Source organism: Pseudomonas sp. GW456-12-1-14-TSB6 (genome assembly GCF_059424205.1).
This window is the reverse complement of sequence record NZ_JBWKZE010000010.1, coordinates 98,771-115,581: the sequence shown is the minus strand read 5'-3', so window position 1 is coordinate 115,581 and position 16,811 is coordinate 98,771. Positions and strand designations below refer to the sequence as shown.

Annotated in this window: 14 protein-coding genes; 9 read left to right on the top strand and 5 right to left on the bottom strand. The window is 53.5% G+C overall.

Annotated features, from left to right (window positions below; all coding sequences use genetic code 11):
• Nucleotides 1–123: 123 nt before the first annotated feature.
• Both AC07Y2_RS11830 and AC07Y2_RS11825 read right to left on the bottom strand, forming a co-directional pair.
• Nucleotides 124–837 (bottom strand): HNH endonuclease, encoded by a 714-nt coding sequence (locus AC07Y2_RS11830; RefSeq protein WP_103386056.1) that lies wholly within the window; start codon nt 835–837, stop codon nt 124–126.
• Between the two features lie 116 nt (nt 838–953).
• The gene (locus AC07Y2_RS11825; protein ID WP_103386057.1) at nt 954–1,487 is read right to left on the bottom strand and encodes a BRO-N domain-containing protein; all 534 of its coding nucleotides are present in this window, start codon (nt 1,485–1,487) and stop codon (nt 954–956) included.
• A gap of 597 nt (nt 1,488–2,084) precedes the next feature.
• Between AC07Y2_RS11825 and AC07Y2_RS11820 the strand changes: the two genes are divergently transcribed.
• Together AC07Y2_RS11820 and AC07Y2_RS11815 are read left to right on the top strand one after the other, a co-directional pair.
• Complete coding sequence (locus tag AC07Y2_RS11820; protein ID WP_103386058.1) at nt 2,085–4,259, top strand: AAA family ATPase; 2,175 nt, start codon at nt 2,085–2,087, stop codon at nt 4,257–4,259.
• A gap of 2 nt (nt 4,260–4,261) precedes the next feature.
• Nucleotides 4,262–5,125 (top strand): DUF3226 domain-containing protein, encoded by an 864-nt coding sequence (locus tag AC07Y2_RS11815; RefSeq protein ID WP_103386059.1) that lies wholly within the window; start codon nt 4,262–4,264, stop codon nt 5,123–5,125.
• A 121-nt stretch (nt 5,126–5,246) separates the two neighbouring features.
• On the opposite strand, the gene AC07Y2_RS11810 is transcribed toward AC07Y2_RS11815, so the two are convergent.
• From AC07Y2_RS11810 to AC07Y2_RS11800, 3 genes are all read right to left on the bottom strand, one after another.
• Nucleotides 5,247–6,404 (bottom strand): hypothetical protein, encoded by a 1,158-nt coding sequence (locus AC07Y2_RS11810; protein ID WP_103386060.1) that lies wholly within the window; start codon nt 6,402–6,404, stop codon nt 5,247–5,249.
• A 114-nt stretch (nt 6,405–6,518) separates the two neighbouring features.
• On the bottom strand, nt 6,519–7,769 hold the full coding sequence (locus AC07Y2_RS11805; protein ID WP_039772059.1) for a ribonucleotide-diphosphate reductase subunit beta: 1,251 nt from the start codon (nt 7,767–7,769) through the stop codon (nt 6,519–6,521).
• Nucleotides 7,770–8,324: 555 nt separating this feature from the next.
• Entirely contained in the window at nt 8,325–8,585 is a 261-nt protein-coding gene (locus tag AC07Y2_RS11800) for a DUF2790 domain-containing protein (protein ID WP_011335542.1), read from the bottom strand.
• 452 nt (nt 8,586–9,037) lie between these two features.
• Here AC07Y2_RS11800 and acs point away from each other — a divergent pair, with 452 nt between their 5' ends.
• The 7 genes from acs to argR all read left to right on the top strand — a co-directional run bounded on the left by acs (nt 9,038) and on the right by argR (nt 16,795).
• The gene (gene acs, locus AC07Y2_RS11795) at nt 9,038–10,993 is read left to right on the top strand and encodes an acetate--CoA ligase (protein WP_007951065.1); all 1,956 of its coding nucleotides are present in this window, start codon (nt 9,038–9,040) and stop codon (nt 10,991–10,993) included.
• A gap of 558 nt (nt 10,994–11,551) precedes the next feature.
• A complete protein-coding gene (locus AC07Y2_RS11790) occupies nt 11,552–12,325 on the top strand; it encodes an ABC transporter substrate-binding protein (protein WP_011335541.1) in 774 nt (257 codons plus the stop codon).
• Nucleotides 12,326–12,416: 91 nt separating this feature from the next.
• Nucleotides 12,417–13,106, top strand: a complete 690-nt coding sequence (locus AC07Y2_RS11785) for an ABC transporter permease (protein WP_007951063.1) — start codon at nt 12,417–12,419, stop codon at nt 13,104–13,106.
• On the top strand, nt 13,103–13,801 hold the full coding sequence (locus AC07Y2_RS11780) for an ABC transporter permease (protein ID WP_039772064.1): 699 nt from the start codon (nt 13,103–13,105) through the stop codon (nt 13,799–13,801). Before AC07Y2_RS11785 ends, AC07Y2_RS11780 begins: the two co-directional genes overlap by 4 nt.
• A gap of 1 nt (nt 13,802) precedes the next feature.
• On the top strand, nt 13,803–14,915 hold the full coding sequence (locus AC07Y2_RS11775) for a succinylglutamate desuccinylase/aspartoacylase family protein (protein WP_103386061.1): 1,113 nt from the start codon (nt 13,803–13,805) through the stop codon (nt 14,913–14,915).
• Between the two features lie 23 nt (nt 14,916–14,938).
• Nucleotides 14,939–15,703, top strand: coding sequence for an ABC transporter ATP-binding protein (locus AC07Y2_RS11770; protein WP_003227281.1), 765 nt, complete (start codon nt 14,939–14,941; stop codon nt 15,701–15,703).
• A gap of 111 nt (nt 15,704–15,814) precedes the next feature.
• Nucleotides 15,815–16,795 carry a transcriptional regulator ArgR gene (gene argR / locus AC07Y2_RS11765; protein WP_011335538.1) on the top strand — a complete coding sequence of 327 codons (981 nt, stop codon included), beginning with the start codon at nt 15,815–15,817 and terminating at the stop codon, nt 16,793–16,795.
• The last annotated feature ends 16 nt before the right edge of the window (nt 16,796–16,811 follow it).

Here is a 16,811-nt window from a genome sequence, read left to right as displayed (position 1 = left end):
GGTGGGGTGGGTTGCACTGTTTGTTTTCGGGGTGATGCTGGATTTGTGGGGGATGAGCCTCACCTCAATCCTTGATCTTGAATTCCCAATCCCGCAGCAATGCTGTGAAGTGAGGTGATCCCTTCACTCCCGTCTCAGCCGCTTCACGCTCAGATATAGCGACTCAGTGAACGCCTCGCTGTCATTCGAATGGTGACAGCGTCGATGGCAGTTTGGACAGAGCGCCACAGCATTGCTGGTTCGATCAGACCCTTTATTTGCCAAGTGCTTAACATGGTGGACTTCAAGATAGGGTGAGTCATTTTTGGTGAACGGCGCAGGTTGCTTACATCCCTCGCATACACCTTTAGCCTTCTTTCGAACCCAAGCTCTAACTTTCGGGTCACGGATGTAGGCAGTGCCTGATGATGGAGCACGCTTGGGCTTCAGAATCCCAGCCGGTTCATCTCCAAGTGGCAGTTTTTCCAGTGCTACCGCCCTTTGCTCCAGCGTTTCCTCATCAGCAGTAGGAGCTGTCGGGTCTCCAGGCTTCACGCCCTTTTCAATCAGCACTGCTCGAATTGACTGCTCGACATTTGAGCCAACGTTTCGGGCGGGTTTATATCCTTTGATAAATTCTCGATGCATTTTCATCAGAACGGCGGAGATGTTCTGCATCCGGAATTCGACCGAGCCTTTTGTTCGATTCGGTAGTGCCGTTTCACGCAGCGCAAGATTCTCTGCGGTCTTAACAAATTTTTGACCGCGTTTCTCTAACGCGAGCATCTTCAGATAGGCAGCTACTGCGGCCCTAACCTCAGCAATGCTCCAATCGCTATCTTTGTTCGTTGTGCTCATAAAATCGCCGAGGGCTAAAAACCCTCGGACGATACTGAGTGGCCATCACTGCTGTCTAGGAAAACTCCTACAGATGTTGGCGATAGATCTCGCAAGCGATCTTACAAACACAACACTTAGCCCATCGAATGCTTTGACGACTGAAACATCTTCGAAACCTTTTGCCACCAAGGCTTAGGAACCGTTGCTCGCTTCTGTGTCTGATTTTGCAACAGATACGGCATGTCTCGGAGTCGAATCCAACTCTCATCCTGCCAGTGCAGCAGACTCACTGACATCTCCGGCCAATTCAGAAAACTCAACATAGGTCGATCCGAGTTCTCTGAGGATGCGGCATCGCGTAAGGCTGGCACCACCTGATGGGTCAGCCATTCCCGCAGCAAACGATTCCCAGGGACGTAGTGGTACACCAACAGTGCATACACCCCGGACTCACTGAGCATTAACTGCTTGTCAGGTTGCCGGTAATACTCAATCCACAAAAAACGATGCTGGTCCTTGTCCAGTTTGCTGACCATGCGATCACTGAGATGGACGCCCATCAAACGACCGATATCGCGTGCGCAAAACCATGGCTGGTTTTCGAGGAGGAGGGCGTGGAGAGAAAGCTTGTGCAGGGTGAAGAGTTTTGAATTGTGGGGTTCAGACATGGCGGGCCTCCTGTGCTGGAAGCATGCAGTCCGTGCTGATGTTGAAGCTGATTTCCTTCGTGCCGAAGGAGACATTCTTAGGCATATCCTTTTACCTCTGTGTGATGTCAGCTTTCTTAGGGCTGGGTGCCGGGAGCTAAGAAACCCCACACAGAGGGCCGGACATATTCCCCTTTCGGGTCTTTTATTCGCCCACTCCCGGCATAACAGAGATTTTTTGATGCGCACGGGGAAACCATAGGCACAAAAAAGCCGCGACTGTCGGGTGCGGTGAGTCCGCTGTGTGAGGTGTTTCTTAGGCACCAGGGAACAGAGATTATTGGCGTGTGAAGCTTAGGTCAATATCGATTTATTAGAAAAGGTGTAAAGCTATAAGCGGCTGTAATGCTGCTGTAGGAATATTCGCGTGGGTCGGATGTGGAACGGTTGAATTGTTGCACATGTAGCATCAGAAAAAGAATTGTCAATCGCGGTGAATCTATTTGAATATCCGTCTTTTTTATAACGCGAAAATGTGGGATAGTCACCAGTATATGCGTGTTTGATTAGCTATATGAAGACCGTTTCAATTGGTTTCTTGGAAAAGAGGTTAAGTCAATGAGTGATTTGCCAAAAAATATTGATTCCAGTTCAAAAAGATTTAGTTTAAAAAATTTATACTTAGATCCAAATAACTATCGGCTGATTCATGAAAAAGAACAGGTCGAGGTTTCTGAAGATAAAATAAAAGATAAAAACGTAGCGCAGCGCACATTAAGATTGATTAGTGGGGATCGCAATCAAAATATTCAGGATCTGATTGATAGCTTCAAGTCTAATGGATACTTGCCGGTAGATCAGATACAGGTGCGTGAGTTAGCAGATGGCGGTTACGTTGTAGTTGAAGGTAATAGGCGTATTGCGGCGTTAAAGTATTTAGAAAATGAATTTGAACAGCGAAGTGTAGAGCTAGGTCGATTGGATCCTGCTATTTTCACAAGAATTCCTGTTGTTCTATATGCTGATGCCGACGAAATGCATCACTTAACTCTTATGGCTTTGAAACATATCAGTGGTAATAAAAAGTGGGGGGAGTGGAATCAAGCAAAGCTTTTAGAAAAAATGCATACTACCTATCAATTAGGTGAGGGTGAGATTTGCAATAGAATTGGAATTTCAAAAATAGAGCTGCGCAGGAGTTTAAGAGCATTGTCGCTGGTTCAACAGTATGCTGAATCAGATTATGGAGATCAGTTTGATGAGGCGAAATTTCCGATATTTCGCGAAGCTGCAAGAAATTCTGCTTTGAAAAATTGGCTGGTGTGGGATGAATCAACATTTAAAGTAACTCATAAAACTAATGCTGATTTGTTTTTTTCGTTGATGTCATTGGAGCCTTTAGAGGAAGAGGATGATAGTGGGCAGGTTAGTTTCAATGATAAGTATCTAGAGCCTGCGATCACTAAACGAGATGATATAAGAATATTAGGCCAGATTATTGGTGATGAAAGAGCTTTGGCGAATTTGATCGCACATAGAGATCTAAACGCAGCTTATCGTGCAAGTGATTTGGTATTTAAGGAGCGACAGGAACTGGCGATCAAGTCAGTTACTAGTGATATCGCTATTTTGAGTCAGCTAGCGATCGATAGCAAACAACTACCAGACCTTGAGAGCGCGCTGGGTCGTTTGCAGGGGATAGTTGATAAAACACGTGGTTCAGGGTTGTTGGGTGTAGAGCAAAAAACTGTTTTTCATGATCGTGTAGATCGGCACTATAGCTCGCTTTATATCGATTCTTATAAGAAGCTAAAAAATCTAAAATTGAATAAGCTGTCGAAAATCAACATATTTGCTGGTTTTAATAACTGCGGTAAAACCACCCTGCTTGAGTCGATATACTTGTTAAGTCGTCAAAATGATTTCGCCGGTATTCTCGAGGTTATTCGCAGAAGAGGGAAAATACCCGAGGATCACATAAATCCAGAGTGGTTAATGGAGCAGTTGTCCGGCGAAATAAAGATATCTGGTGTTTTTGATAATCAGAACGCATCTGTTGCGGTTAGGGACTTCTCTGATAGTAATGGGAATTTAGATCGTACTAGGTATTTAGGTAGTGTCGAAATTGTTTCTGAGTTTGGGGGTAATAAACAGGAGTCACTAACTAACTTGTTTAAAGGTCGGGATCGAGAGACGCTCGCGGACTCCATTAAAATTATCAGTCATGTGGTTTACAGTAGTCCATTCTTTCTAAATGAGCCTCATAGATACACTGCTTTTTACCATAAAAGTTTCCAGTCAAAAGCATTGCCAAAAATATTTGATTTTATTCGGTTTGAAATATTGCCGACTTTGAATGATATTCGGCTTGTGGATGAGTTACAGCGATTTTTGGTTGATGATGGAAATTACTCAACAGCTCTAGATTTAATGGTTTATGGAGAAGGGTTGCAGCGGATATTCTTTATTTGTTTGCTGTTCGCTTCAGCGCAAAACGGGGTTCTTTTGATTGATGAATTCGAAAACGCAATTCATGCGGATCTCATTGAGAAATTTGCGCCTTTTGTACATGGTCTGGCAGAATTGTTTAATGTCCAAGTTTTTCTTACTAGTCACAGTAAAGAGTGTATTGATGCGTTTGTCTTGGGGACACCATCAAGCAAAGATCTTTCGTGTCATGCGTTAGTTACGAGTGCTGATGATCCATCCGTTATAGAAGTGCGAGAGTTTTCAGGTGGTGAGTTTAAACAGCTTGTATTGGCTGGTAACGTTGACTTGCGGAAGGCTAAATAATAATGAAAGCACTTTTAGTTTTTTGCGAGGGGCCACATGACGTCGCATTTATCAAAAAGATCATGGAGTCAATCTTTGCTTTTGAGCGAGTGACCTGGAAGTTTAGTGAGTATCCATCGCCATTTAATCAGTTGTTCAAGAGTAGCGTGGATAAACATGCCGCCCGAGATATGGCACTAGATATGGCCCATAAATTTTTCCTTCCTGATCAGGTTTTTAAGCGTAAAGATGATTTGGTATTACTATTCAATAGTGGCGGAAAAGAGCAGATCGTAAAAATAAAAGAGCTGTTGTCTGATGTTGTTCCAATGCTCAATAATGCTAGCGTTTTTTTGCAAGGTGCCACTGAGTTTATTAGTGAGAGTAGATATCTTTTCTTTTACGATGCCGATGATATCGGCGCTGAACGTGTGAGAAATCAAGCTTTTGCATCATTTGAAGAAGTAGTTGATGGTGAGCGTTGGATGCTTTCTCCCTGGACTCCAGATGAGACCAATCCGTTCGCTGCTGTCAGTGATAACAAAGCTATATATATATGGGGGGAGACGCCTGAAAAAGGTACATTAGAAGATTTGTTGCATCCGATTTTTGCAGTAGAAAACTCCGAGTGCATGGAAAGGGCGGAGAGCTATATAGATGGAGCCTTCAACTGGGATCTCGGTAGCGAAGAATTAAAAAAATCTGTGGCGGAAATCGCTCGAAGGAAAAAGGCAATCATTACTGCGATTGGCCAAAGAAAAAAGCCGGGCTCATCAATGAATGTAGTGCTTGAACAAGCTAAATTAATTAGCAATAAGACTCTTCGTGAAAATAGGTCTGTGAATGATTTAGTTGTTTTTATAGATGGATTTGCCCAGTTTGAGTGAGTTCCTCGAAGCCTTGCGCTGTTGTGAGGCTATTTATCGATTTTATATTGGCTCGGTTTTTGAGATTTTCATCCATAAAAGAATTGGGCCACATAGGTGGCCCAGGAGAATCTGTTATATTTTAAGCTTGCAGTGCAGCTTTGAATACGGCTTCTTCTGGTGTCCTTATAGCGGATAGTATATTTTCAGCTATTTTTTCTATTAGCTTGTTCCCCCAGAAGGGATCCGTAACGTCGTAGTAAATAACCCGTATGTGCTGTAGGTCAAATGGTACATCTGACTCATTTGAGCAAATGAGAACTACTGGTTTGTTCAAAGCGTGAGCAAGACCAAGCTCATAGAAAACATTTGGATTTCTATGGGTCAGTTCCGCTACGAGTATTTTTGAATTGTTAATGCCTTGCCAAATCTGGTCAATTATTTTTCCAGTGCCAAATATATCTGCGTCTGCTCTTATCGGAGTGAGTCCAGCCTTCTGAATAGCCGGCTCATAGATCGTAGAGTAATAGGAACCAATAGGGTTCGCAAAAGGCATCATAACAAAGCATGTGTCAGTACTTTTAATTGAAACTTGTCTTCCCAGTTTCTTCAGTCTGTCGTCGCTTGCGTCTTTTGAAGGCTCATTTGAAATGTCTAAAATTCGCCTTTTTCCATTATGTTCATCTAGCAACTTAGCTTCACGCATTGTTTCTAAGAAAATGTTCTCAAATTCTGACGCTTTATCCTCCGGTAGGTTGAATTTGTCAATTAGAGCATTTCTGAAAAATTGTGCGTCTGGAAGATTTTCGCCACGATAGTGTTGGTAAACTTCGCCAATGTCAGGGGCATTTATAGCCGCCTCTCTTAACCCAATTACTTCGTCTTCGGTTTGTTGCGGCCGTATTATTCTGCGCGCTAGATCCGTGATAGCTATCTGACCAGTTCCCTTACGCTCAAGTAATCCGTATTTTAATGCTGAGCTGACTTCTACTCGGAAAGGACCGCCGAATCCTACACCAACAAACTGAGCAGCTTCTCGTTCAGAGCATGTTTTTCCTGCATTTTGTTCTTGTATTGCGCGCGGGATTCGGAGAACTTTTTCTATGGTGTGGCGAGGGAATTTTGCCGTCTTTGAACTGGAGGCAATTGGTTTTTTTTGGCCCTTCGTTGTTGTTACTTTTTTGAGTGGTGAAGCTTTTTTAATAACTTTCTCGACTCTGGTGCTATTTTTTTTTCGCGTAATAGTTGGTTTAGAGACTGGCGGACTATCTGTTGAAGTTTTTTCGACACCGTCGACCATTTTTCTTCCTCTCTATCGTCACTCTCATAGCATGATTTAAAAAAAAGCCCTGCATCGAGCAGGGCTTTTTTTGTTTCGGCCCAAGTTAAAAACTTTAGGTCACGGAAAGCGGCATCAATCCCAGCTCAAAGCCCCACCAGTCTGATACTCAATAACCCGAGTCTCAAAGAAATTCTTCTCTTTCTTCAAGTCCATAATCTCGCTCATCCAAGGGAACGGGTTAGTCGTCCCTGGGTACTCTTCCTTCAAACCGATCTGCGACAGACGACGGTTAGCGATGAACTTCAGATAGTCCTCCATCATCGCCGCGTTCATGCCCAACACACCGCGAGGCATGGTGTCGCGGGCGTATTCGATTTCCAGCTGAGTGCCCTGCAGGATCATCTGCGAAGCTTCTTCCTTCATTTCGGCATCCCAGAGGTGTGGGTTTTCGATTTTGATCTGGTTGATCACGTCGATGCCGAAGTTCAGGTGCATGGATTCGTCGCGCAGGATGTACTGGAACTGCTCGGCGACGCCGGTCATTTTGTTGCGGCGGCCCATGGAGAGGATCTGGGTGAAGCCGCAGTAGAAGAAGATGCCTTCCAGAACGCAGTAGTAGGCGATCAGGTTGCGCAGCAGTTCTTTGTCGGTTTCGACGGTGCCGGTGTTGAATTCCGGGTCGGAGATGGCGCGGGTGTATTTCAGGCCCCAGGCGGCTTTTTTCGCGACCGACGGGATCTCGTGGTACATGTTGAAGATCTCGCCTTCATCCATGCCCAGCGATTCGATGCAGTACTGGTAGGCGTGGGTGTGGATCGCCTCTTCGAACGCCTGGCGCAGGATGTACTGGCGGCATTCCGGGTTGGTGATCAGGCGGTACACGGCCAGGGCCAGGTTGTTGGCCACCAGGGAGTCGGCGGTGGAGAAGAAGCCGAGGTTGCGCATCACGATGCGGCGCTCGTCGTCGGTCAGGCCTTCCGGGTTTTTCCAGAGGGCGATGTCGGCGGTCATGTTGACTTCTTGCGGCATCCAGTGGTTTGCGCAACCGTCCAGGTATTTCTGCCAGGCCCAGTCGTACTTGAATGGCACGAGCTGGTTGAGGTCGGCGCGGCAGTTGATCATGCGCTTTTCGTCAACGGCGACACGGGCGGCGGAGCCTTCGAGTTCGGCGAGGCCTTCGGCGACGTCGAGGGAGTCCAGTGCAGCCTTGGCGCGGGCCACGGCGGCCGAGTCTTCGGCGGTCACGGCGCGGGCTTCGAGGGCGGCGGCACCGCCGGCGGTGTCGAGGCGGTCCATGTTGGCTTCGCTAGCGTGGCCGGCGTTGGCGCCTTTCACTGCTGCTACTTCACTGTCTTCTTTGTCGAATTCGTCCCAGCTCAGCATGACGTGTCGTCTCCTGCGTGAGGGCCTGTGCCCGTGTGAAAACTGATTGGTTGGTTTTTCACACGGCCGTACAGGCCGCGTTGGATGTCGTTTTTTGCAGCGGTGCTACGCAGGCAATAAACAGAAAATTTTTACGGGTTTCCGAGAGCCTCTGACGGGCGCAGGTCAGCGTTGTCGCTACTGCGGGGCTTCAGAATGGCTTTGATCCCTGTAAGGGAATATTGCTGACCCGATTGGGGCGGCATTATAGGGAAAAAAACACGGGCGTGGGGGAGGGCGAAACAGCGCAGGGCGGTCGAGCGCGCGGGTGATTTCGATCGGAGCGAGGGTTTACAGGGCTTTCGCCGGGATTGGCCCCGGAGAATTTTTTTTCATTAATTTTTTGGCGTGTGATTGATTGCTCAAAAAACGAGCAAAAAACCGCGTTTTTCACTATATCTTGTGTTTTGCAACCCTTTTGCGCCGCTTCAAACACAACTGAGCCCGACCGAAGCCGGGCTGGAATCGACCCTCGATGTTGCGCTGAGTGATCCGATTCGGTGCAGTCTCAACGCATCAATTGGTGCAGCCGTTGCCCATGATGCTGTAACGCAGGATGTGACGCTGACCCTTGGAGTCGTCGTATTCCATTTTTGCCGGAACAACTTCGCAGACATTCGGAACTTCGCTCATGGAAACAACTTTGGCGATGTCCAGGTGAGTGGAGTAAGTGTATTCCTCGATAGCCGGTTGTTGCTGTGCGACATCAGTCGGAACCTCGTCTGCCATGGCGGTTGCGCACAGACTGCTGAGGGCCAGAACCAATAAAGCTTTCATTTGAAATTTACCTTCTTGAGGTCGAGTGGGGTCACGCAACCTTTTTGGGGTTGCGTGTGGAACTTCATCGTTTTGCTTTGTTACTTCAGAACTGGATTAACGGCCTTCGTGGGGGCTGTAACCTTGTTAATCGCTTTGCCTTGTCGGCGAGGTGAATTTTAGGGAGGCGGGGCAGGGGTAAACAGACCCGGTTTTGATAAACACCTTTGGCAGATTTGGTAACAATCCTTGGATGCGGTGTTACCGGCGCTGCGGCTTTCCCGGGAAACCGGGTCGTCTGAATCGCTGGCAGGCCAGCTCCCACAAGGGTTGCGTGCGTTGCTTCAAAGGTGGTTCGGGCATTTCTGGATGTTTTGTAGGGGCTTGTTACTACCATCGTCGAATGGTTCTATACGGGCGCCCCGGCTACAACAGGGTCATACAAAAACAACTATTACACCGAGGTAGGAAAGATGAGTGCGGCTTCCCTGTATCCCGTTCGTCCCGAGGTTCTGGCCAATACGCTGACCGACGAGGCGACCTACAAAGCCATGTACCAACAGTCGGTCGTCAACCCTGACGGCTTCTGGCGTGAACAAGCCAAGCGCCTCGACTGGATCAAGCCTTTCACCACGGTGAAACAGACTTCGTTCGACGATCACCATGTCGACATCAAGTGGTTTGCCGACGGCACCCTGAACGTTTCCTACAACTGCCTCGACCGTCATCTGGCCGAGCGCGGCGACCAGGTCGCCATCATCTGGGAAGGCGACGATCCTTCCGAAAGCCGCAACATCACCTACCGCGAACTGCACGAACAAGTGTGCAAACTCGCCAACGCCCTGCGTGGCCAGGACGTGCACCGCGGCGACGTGGTGACCATTTATATGCCGATGATCCCCGAAGCCGTGGTCGCCATGCTGGCCTGTACCCGGATCGGCGCGATTCACTCGGTGGTGTTCGGCGGTTTCTCGCCGGAAGCCCTGGCCGGTCGCATCATCGACTGCCGCTCGAAAGTGGTGATCACCGCTGACGAAGGCATTCGTGCCGGCAAGAAGATTTCCCTCAAGGCCAACGTCGACGACGCCCTGACCAACCCGGAAACCAGCAGCATCCAGAAAGTCATCGTGTGCAAGCGCACCGGCGGCGACATCAAGTGGAACCAGCATCGCGACATCTGGTACGAAGACCTGATGAAAGTGGCGGGCACTGTCTGCGCGCCGAAAGAGATGGGTGCCGAAGAAGCGCTGTTCATCCTTTATACCTCCGGCTCCACCGGCAAGCCGAAGGGCGTGCAGCACACCACTGGCGGCTACCTGTTGTACGCAGCGATGACCCACGAGCGCGTGTTCGACTACCGTCCGGGCGAAATCTACTGGTGCACCGCTGACGTGGGCTGGGTCACCGGTCACTCCTACATCGTCTACGGCCCGCTGGCCAACGGCGCGACCACGCTGCTGTTCGAAGGCGTGCCGAACTATCCGGACATCACCCGGGTGGCGAAGATTGTCGACAAGCACAAGGTCAACATCCTCTACACCGCACCGACCGCGATCCGCGCGATGATGGCCTCCGGCACCGCCGCTGTTGAGGGCGCGGACGGCAGCAGCCTGCGTCTGCTCGGTTCGGTGGGCGAGCCGATCAACCCGGAAGCCTGGGACTGGTACTACAAGAACGTCGGCAAGTCCCGTTGCCCGATCGTCGACACCTGGTGGCAGACCGAAACCGGCGGCAACATGATGAGCCCGTTGCCGGGTGCTCATGCGCTGAAACCGGGTTCGGCCGCACGTCCGTTCTTCGGTGTGGTGCCGGCGCTGGTGGACAACCTCGGCAACATCATCGAGGGCGAGGCCGAAGGCAATCTGGTGATTCTCGATTCGTGGCCGGGTCAGGCGCGCACTCTGTACGGCGACCACGACCGTTTCGTTGACACCTACTTCAAGACCTTCCGTGGCATGTACTTCACCGGTGACGGCGCCCGTCGCGATGCCGACGGTTACTACTGGATCACCGGTCGCGTGGACGACGTGCTCAACGTGTCCGGCCACCGCATGGGCACTGCCGAGATCGAAAGCGCGATGGTTGCTCATCCGAAAGTCGCCGAAGCGGCGGTGGTCGGTGTGCCGCACGACATCAAGGGGCAGGGCATTTATGTCTACGTCACTCTGAAGAATGGCGAAGAACCGAGCGAGCAACTGCGCCTGGAGCTGAAGAACTGGGTGCGCAAAGAGATCGGGCCGATTGCTTCGCCGGACGTGATCCAGTGGGCGCCGGGGCTGCCGAAGACCCGTTCGGGCAAGATCATGCGCCGCATCCTGCGCAAGATCGCTACCGCCGAATACGAAGGGTTGGGCGACATCTCCACCCTGGCGGATCCGGGTGTGGTGCAGCATCTGATCGATACGCACAAGACCATGAACGTCGCGTAGCGGCGGGTCTGAAGGCTGAAAAAGCCCCGTCCGGCATCGCGCCGGGCGGGGCTTTTTGTTTTCCAATAATTATCGGTTTCATCCGTCAGACACTTCCCACTGTTACCCGTCCGCCTTCAAGTAACTGAATGTGTAACCGCCCGCTCCGCAACGGGGCATCCGGAAACGCATCGCCCCGTTTTAGAGCCTCAAAACACCCGGTGAAAAATAAGACATAACCCCGCGCTTGCCGGATTAGAAGGGTTTGCGAATAATAGGCCCGCAATTTGCAGCATAGATCGGTTCACTGTCTTTCGCTCTTGCATGAAATTGCAGGGCTGTCAATGTGCTCAAGCGGGTTTCTCGGTGCATCTGTAATTAGTTGTCGCATTGAAGAAATATCGGCTTCGGGCCTGTCGTTAGAATGCCGATCACTCGCTCGTCGTGGCTTGCGTTGAAGCCGTCGCGGTTTTGACTGGAACTGTCCCACGCACGCAGCAACCGATTTCGTTACACCCATTCGCATATTGGGCTGTCGCTCACTCTGCCGTTTTTGCCCTTTACCGATGGAGTCCCAAGATGAAGAAACTTGTGCTGCTTGGCGCCCTGGCACTGTCCGTGCTGTCCCTGCCGACGTTCGCCGATGAAAAGCCTCTGAAAATCGGTATCGAAGCGGCTTACCCTCCATTCGCCTCCAAAGCGCCGGACGGCAGCATCGTCGGTTTCGACTACGACATCGGCAACGCGCTGTGCGAAGAAATGAAGGTCAAGTGCCAGTGGGTCGAGCAAGAGTTCGACGGTCTGATCCCGGCACTGAAAGTGCGCAAGATCGACGCGATCCTGTCGTCCATGTCGATCACTGACGACCGCAAGAAGTCCGTGGACTTCACCAACAAGTACTACAACACCCCGGCCCGCCTCGTGATGAAGGAAGGCACTCAGGTCAGCGAAGGTCTGGCTGAGCTGAAGGGCAAGAACATCGGCGTGCAGCGTGGTTCGATCCACGAGCGTTTCGCCCGCGAAGTCCTGGCCCCGCTGGGTGCCGAGATCAAGCCGTACGGCTCGCAGAACGAAATCTACCTCGACGTGGCCGCCGGCCGCCTCGACGGCACCGTGGCGGACGCTACGCTGTTGAATGACGGCTTCCTGAAAACCGACGCCGGCAAAGGCTTCGCGTTCGTCGGCCCGGCGTTCACCGACGTCAAATACTTCGGCGACGGCGTAGGCATCGCGGTACGCAAGGGCGACGCCCTGAAAGACAAGATCAACACCGCCATCGCGGCCATCCGCGAGAACGGCAAGTACAAGGCAATCCAGGACAAGTATTTCGACTTCGACATTTACGGCAAGTAAAGACGTCGCTCGACCCGTCCGAAATGGCGCAAGCAACAGGATCTCTGCGGTTTGCGCCATTTTTTCATCCCAACTTTCGAGGACCTGAATCATGTTGAAAGGCTACGGGGCTGTCATCCTCGATGGCGCTTGGCTGACGCTTCAGCTCGCCTTGTCGTCCATGGCCCTGGCCATCGTTCTCGGGCTGATCGGCGTCGCGTTGCGCCTGTCGCCGGTGCGCTGGCTGGCGTGGCTGGGCGATCTGTATTCCACGGTGATTCGCGGGATTCCCGACCTGGTGCTGATCCTGCTGATCTTCTACGGCGGTCAGGACCTGCTCAACCGCGTCGCACCGATGCTCGGCTATGACGACTACATCGACCTGAACCCGCTGGCCGCCGGTATCGGCACCCTTGGTTTCATCTTCGGTGCGTACCTGTCGGAAACTTTCCGCGGCGCATTCATGGCGATCCCCAAAGGTCAGGCCGAAGCCGGCATGGCGTACGGCATGAGCAGCTTCCAGGTGTTCTTCCGGGTGCTGGTGCCGCAGATGATTCGTCTGGCGATTCCGGGCTTCACCAACAACTGGCTGGTATTGACCAAGGCCACCGCGCTGATTTCCGTGGTCGGTCTGCAGGACATGATGTTCAAGGCCAAGCAGGCGGCCGACGCCACCCGCGAGCCTTTCACCTTCTTCCTCGCAGTGGCGGCGATGTACCTGGTGATCACCAGTGTCTCGTTGCTGGCGCTGCGTCACCTTGAGAAGCGCTACTCGGTAGGCGTAAGGGCGGCTGATCTATGATCTTCGACTACAACGTCATTTGGGAGGCCCTGCCGCTGTACTTCGGCGGTCTGGTCACCACCCTCAAGTTGCTCGCGCTGTCGCTGTTCTTCGGTCTGCTCGCGGCCCTGCCGCTGGGCCTGATGCGCGTATCCAAGAACGCTGTGGTCAATGGCGCAGCCTGGCTCTACACCTACGTGATTCGCGGCACGCCGATGCTGGTTCAACTGTTCCTGATCTACTACGGTCTGGCTCAGTTCGAAGCGGTGCGTGAAAGCTTCTTGTGGCCGTGGCTGTCCAGCGCAACGTTCTGTGCGTGCCTGGCGTTCGCGATCAACACCAGCGCCTACACCGCCGAAATCATCGCCGGCAGCCTCAAGGCCACGCCGAACGGCGAGATCGAAGCGGCCAAGGCCATGGGCATGTCGCGCTTCAAGATGTACAAGCGCATCCTGCTGCCATCGGCCCTGCGCCGGGCGCTGCCGCAGTACAGCAACGAAGTGATCATGATGCTGCAGACCACCAGTCTGGCGTCCATCGTGACCCTGATCGACATCACCGGCGCGGCCCGTACCGTCAACGCGCAGTTCTACCTGCCGTTCGAGGCGTACATCACCGCCGGCGTGTTCTACCTGTGCCTGACCTTCATTCTGGTGCGCCTGTTCAAGCTGGCCGAGCGTCGCTGGCTGAGCTACCTGGCCCCGAGGAAGCACTGATATGGAACGCATCGACCACGTTCTACCGTGGAGCCACCTGGGCAGCGAGCGCCGGATTTCGGTTTTTCGCTTCGGCAGCGGCGAGCGCAAGGCCTACATCCAGGCCAGCCTCCACGCTGACGAACTGCCCGGCATGCGCACCGCCTGGGAACTGAAAAAACGCCTCGGCGAACTCGAAGCCAAGGGCCTGCTTAACGGCGTCATCGAACTGGTGCCGGTGGCCAACCCGCTGGGTCTCGGCCAGTTGCTGCAAGGCAATCATCAGGGCCGTTTCGAGGCCGGCAGCGGCAAGAATTTCAACCGTGATTTCGTCGAGCTCAGCGCGCCAGTGGCCGCCAGGCTGGAAGGACAGCTCGGTGATGATCCGCACGCCAACATCCGTCTGATCCGTCAGGCGATGGCCGATCACCTGGCCGCACTGCCTGAGGCGAGCAGCCAGCTGCAAGGCATGCAGCGCATCCTGCTGCAACACGCCGCCACCGCCGATGTGGTGCTGGATCTGCATTGCGATTGCGAAGCCGCGCTGCACATGTACGCCTTGCCGCAGCACTGGCCGCAGTGGCGTTCGCTCGCCGCACATCTGGATGTGAAGGTCGGTTTGCTGGCGGAAGACTCCGGCGGCAGCTCGTTCGACGAGGCTTGCTCGCTGCCGTGGCTGCGCCTGTCGCGGCTGTTCCCGGACGCGCAGATTCCACTGGCGTGCCTGGCGACCACCGTCGAACTCGGCGGTCAGGCTGACACCACAGCGGCGCAGGCCGAAGCCTGGGCCGAAGGCATTCTGGCGTTCCTCGCCGAGCAGGGCCTGATCCGTGGCGAGTGGCCGAGCGCGGCACACGAGCCGTGCGAAGGCATGCCGTTCGAGGGCACTGAATTGCTCCTGCCGCCGCATCCCGGCGTGGTGAGTTTTCTGCGCAAGCCCGGCGAGTGGGTTGAAGCCGGTGACAAGATTTTCGAAGTGATCGATCCGCTGTCGGATCGGGTCAGCACGGTGTGTGCTGGTACGTCCGGGGTGCTGTTTGCCATTGAGCGGCTGCGTTACGCCCAACCCGGTTTCTGGCTGGCCAAAGTGGCGGGGCGCGATGCGCTGCGCGACGGCCCTTTGCTCAACGACTGACTGTTTTTGTGAGAACCGACCGCATGTACAAACTTGAAGTCCAAGACCTGCATAAACGCTATGGCAGTCACGAAGTGCTCAAGGGCGTTTCCCTGAAAGCGGCCGCCGGCGATGTGATCAGCATCATCGGCTCCAGTGGCTCCGGCAAAAGTACTTTCCTGCGTTGCATCAACCTGCTCGAGCAGCCGCACGCGGGCAAGATCCTGCTCAACAACGAAGAGCTGAAGCTGGTGGCGAACAAGGACGGCGCGCTGAAAGCCGCTGATCCGAAACAGCTGCAACGCATGCGTTCGCGACTGTCGATGGTGTTCCAGCACTTCAACCTGTGGTCGCACATGACCGCGCTGGAAAACATCATGGAAGCGCCGGTTCACGTGCTGGGCGTGTCCAAGGCCGAAGCCCGCGAGAAAGCCGAGCACTACCTGAACAAGGTCGGCGTGGCTCATCGTAAGGATGCGTTCCCGGGGCACATGTCCGGTGGCGAGCAGCAGCGCGTGGCAATCGCCCGTGCGCTGGCGATGGAACCGGAAGTGATGCTGTTCGATGAACCGACTTCCGCCCTCGACCCGGAACTGGTCGGCGACGTGCTGAAAGTCATGCAGGCCCTCGCTCAGGAAGGCCGGACCATGGTGGTGGTGACCCACGAAATGGGCTTCGCCCGTGAAGTGTCGAACCAGCTGGTGTTCCTGCACAAAGGCGTCGTGGAAGAAAGCGGCAACCCGCGTGAAGTGCTGGTCAATCCGCAATCGGAACGTTTGCAACAATTCCTCTCGGGCAGCCTCAAGTAATCGCTCCCGTTATGCACCAGATTAGGTCATGCTGCGCAGCGCGCCAGATGGTCTAATTTGGTTGCAGCCGATTTCGGTTTTTCCCTCTGTTTACGTTTCGGATCGCCCGCCATGACTGCCCATCGAATTGGTTTCCTGATTTGGCCCAGCACTAAAGCTCTGACTTTGGCGCTGGCAGAGGAGGCCTTGCGTGTTGCCCAGCGTGTGCATCCGGACGTGGTTTACGAGTTGTCGTTCCTGCAGGCCGAAGCACCGGCCGAAGGTGAATGGCAACTGCCCGGCGAACCTTGGGCGGGCAAGCTCGAAAACTTCCAGAAACTGTTCCTGCTCGCTGATGAGCCACCGACCACTTTGGCGCCGGCGCTCAGCAGCGCGCTCAAGCAGCTGGTGCGTGCCGGTTGTGTAATCGGCGGTCTGTCGGCCGGTGTGTATCCGCTGGCGCAACTCGGTCTGCTCGACGGTTACCGCGCGGCGGTGCACTGGCGCTGGCAGGACGATTTCGCCGAGCGATTCCCGAAAGTCATCGCCACCAGCCATCTGTTCGACTGGGATCGCGATCGTCTGACGGCGTGCGGCGGCATGTCGGTGCTCGATTTGCTGCTCGCTGTTTTGGCCCGTGATCACGGCGCGGAACTGGCCGGTGCGGTCTCCGAAGAACTGGTGGTCGAGCGCATCCGCGAAGGCGGCGAGCGTCAGCGCATTCCATTGCAGAACCGTCTCGGCTCCAGCCATCCGAAGCTCACCCAGGCGGTGCTGCTGATGGAAGCCAACATCGAAGAGCCACTGACCACCGACGAAATCGCCCAGCATGTGTGCGTGTCCCGTCGCCAGCTGGAGCGGATCTTCAAGCAATACCTCAACCGCGTGCCGAGCCAGTACTACCTGGAACTGCGCCTGAACAAGGCCCGGCAGATGTTGATGCAGACCAGCAAGTCGATCATCCAGATCGGCCTGTCGTGCGGGTTCTCCTCGGGGCCGCATTTCTCCAGCGCCTACCGCAACTTCTTCGGCGCCACGCCGCGGGAGGATCGCAACCAGAGGCGCAGCAGCAGCCCTTTCGAATTGTCCTCGGTGCCACCCGAGCGCGGATGACCCGCAAGACCAACGC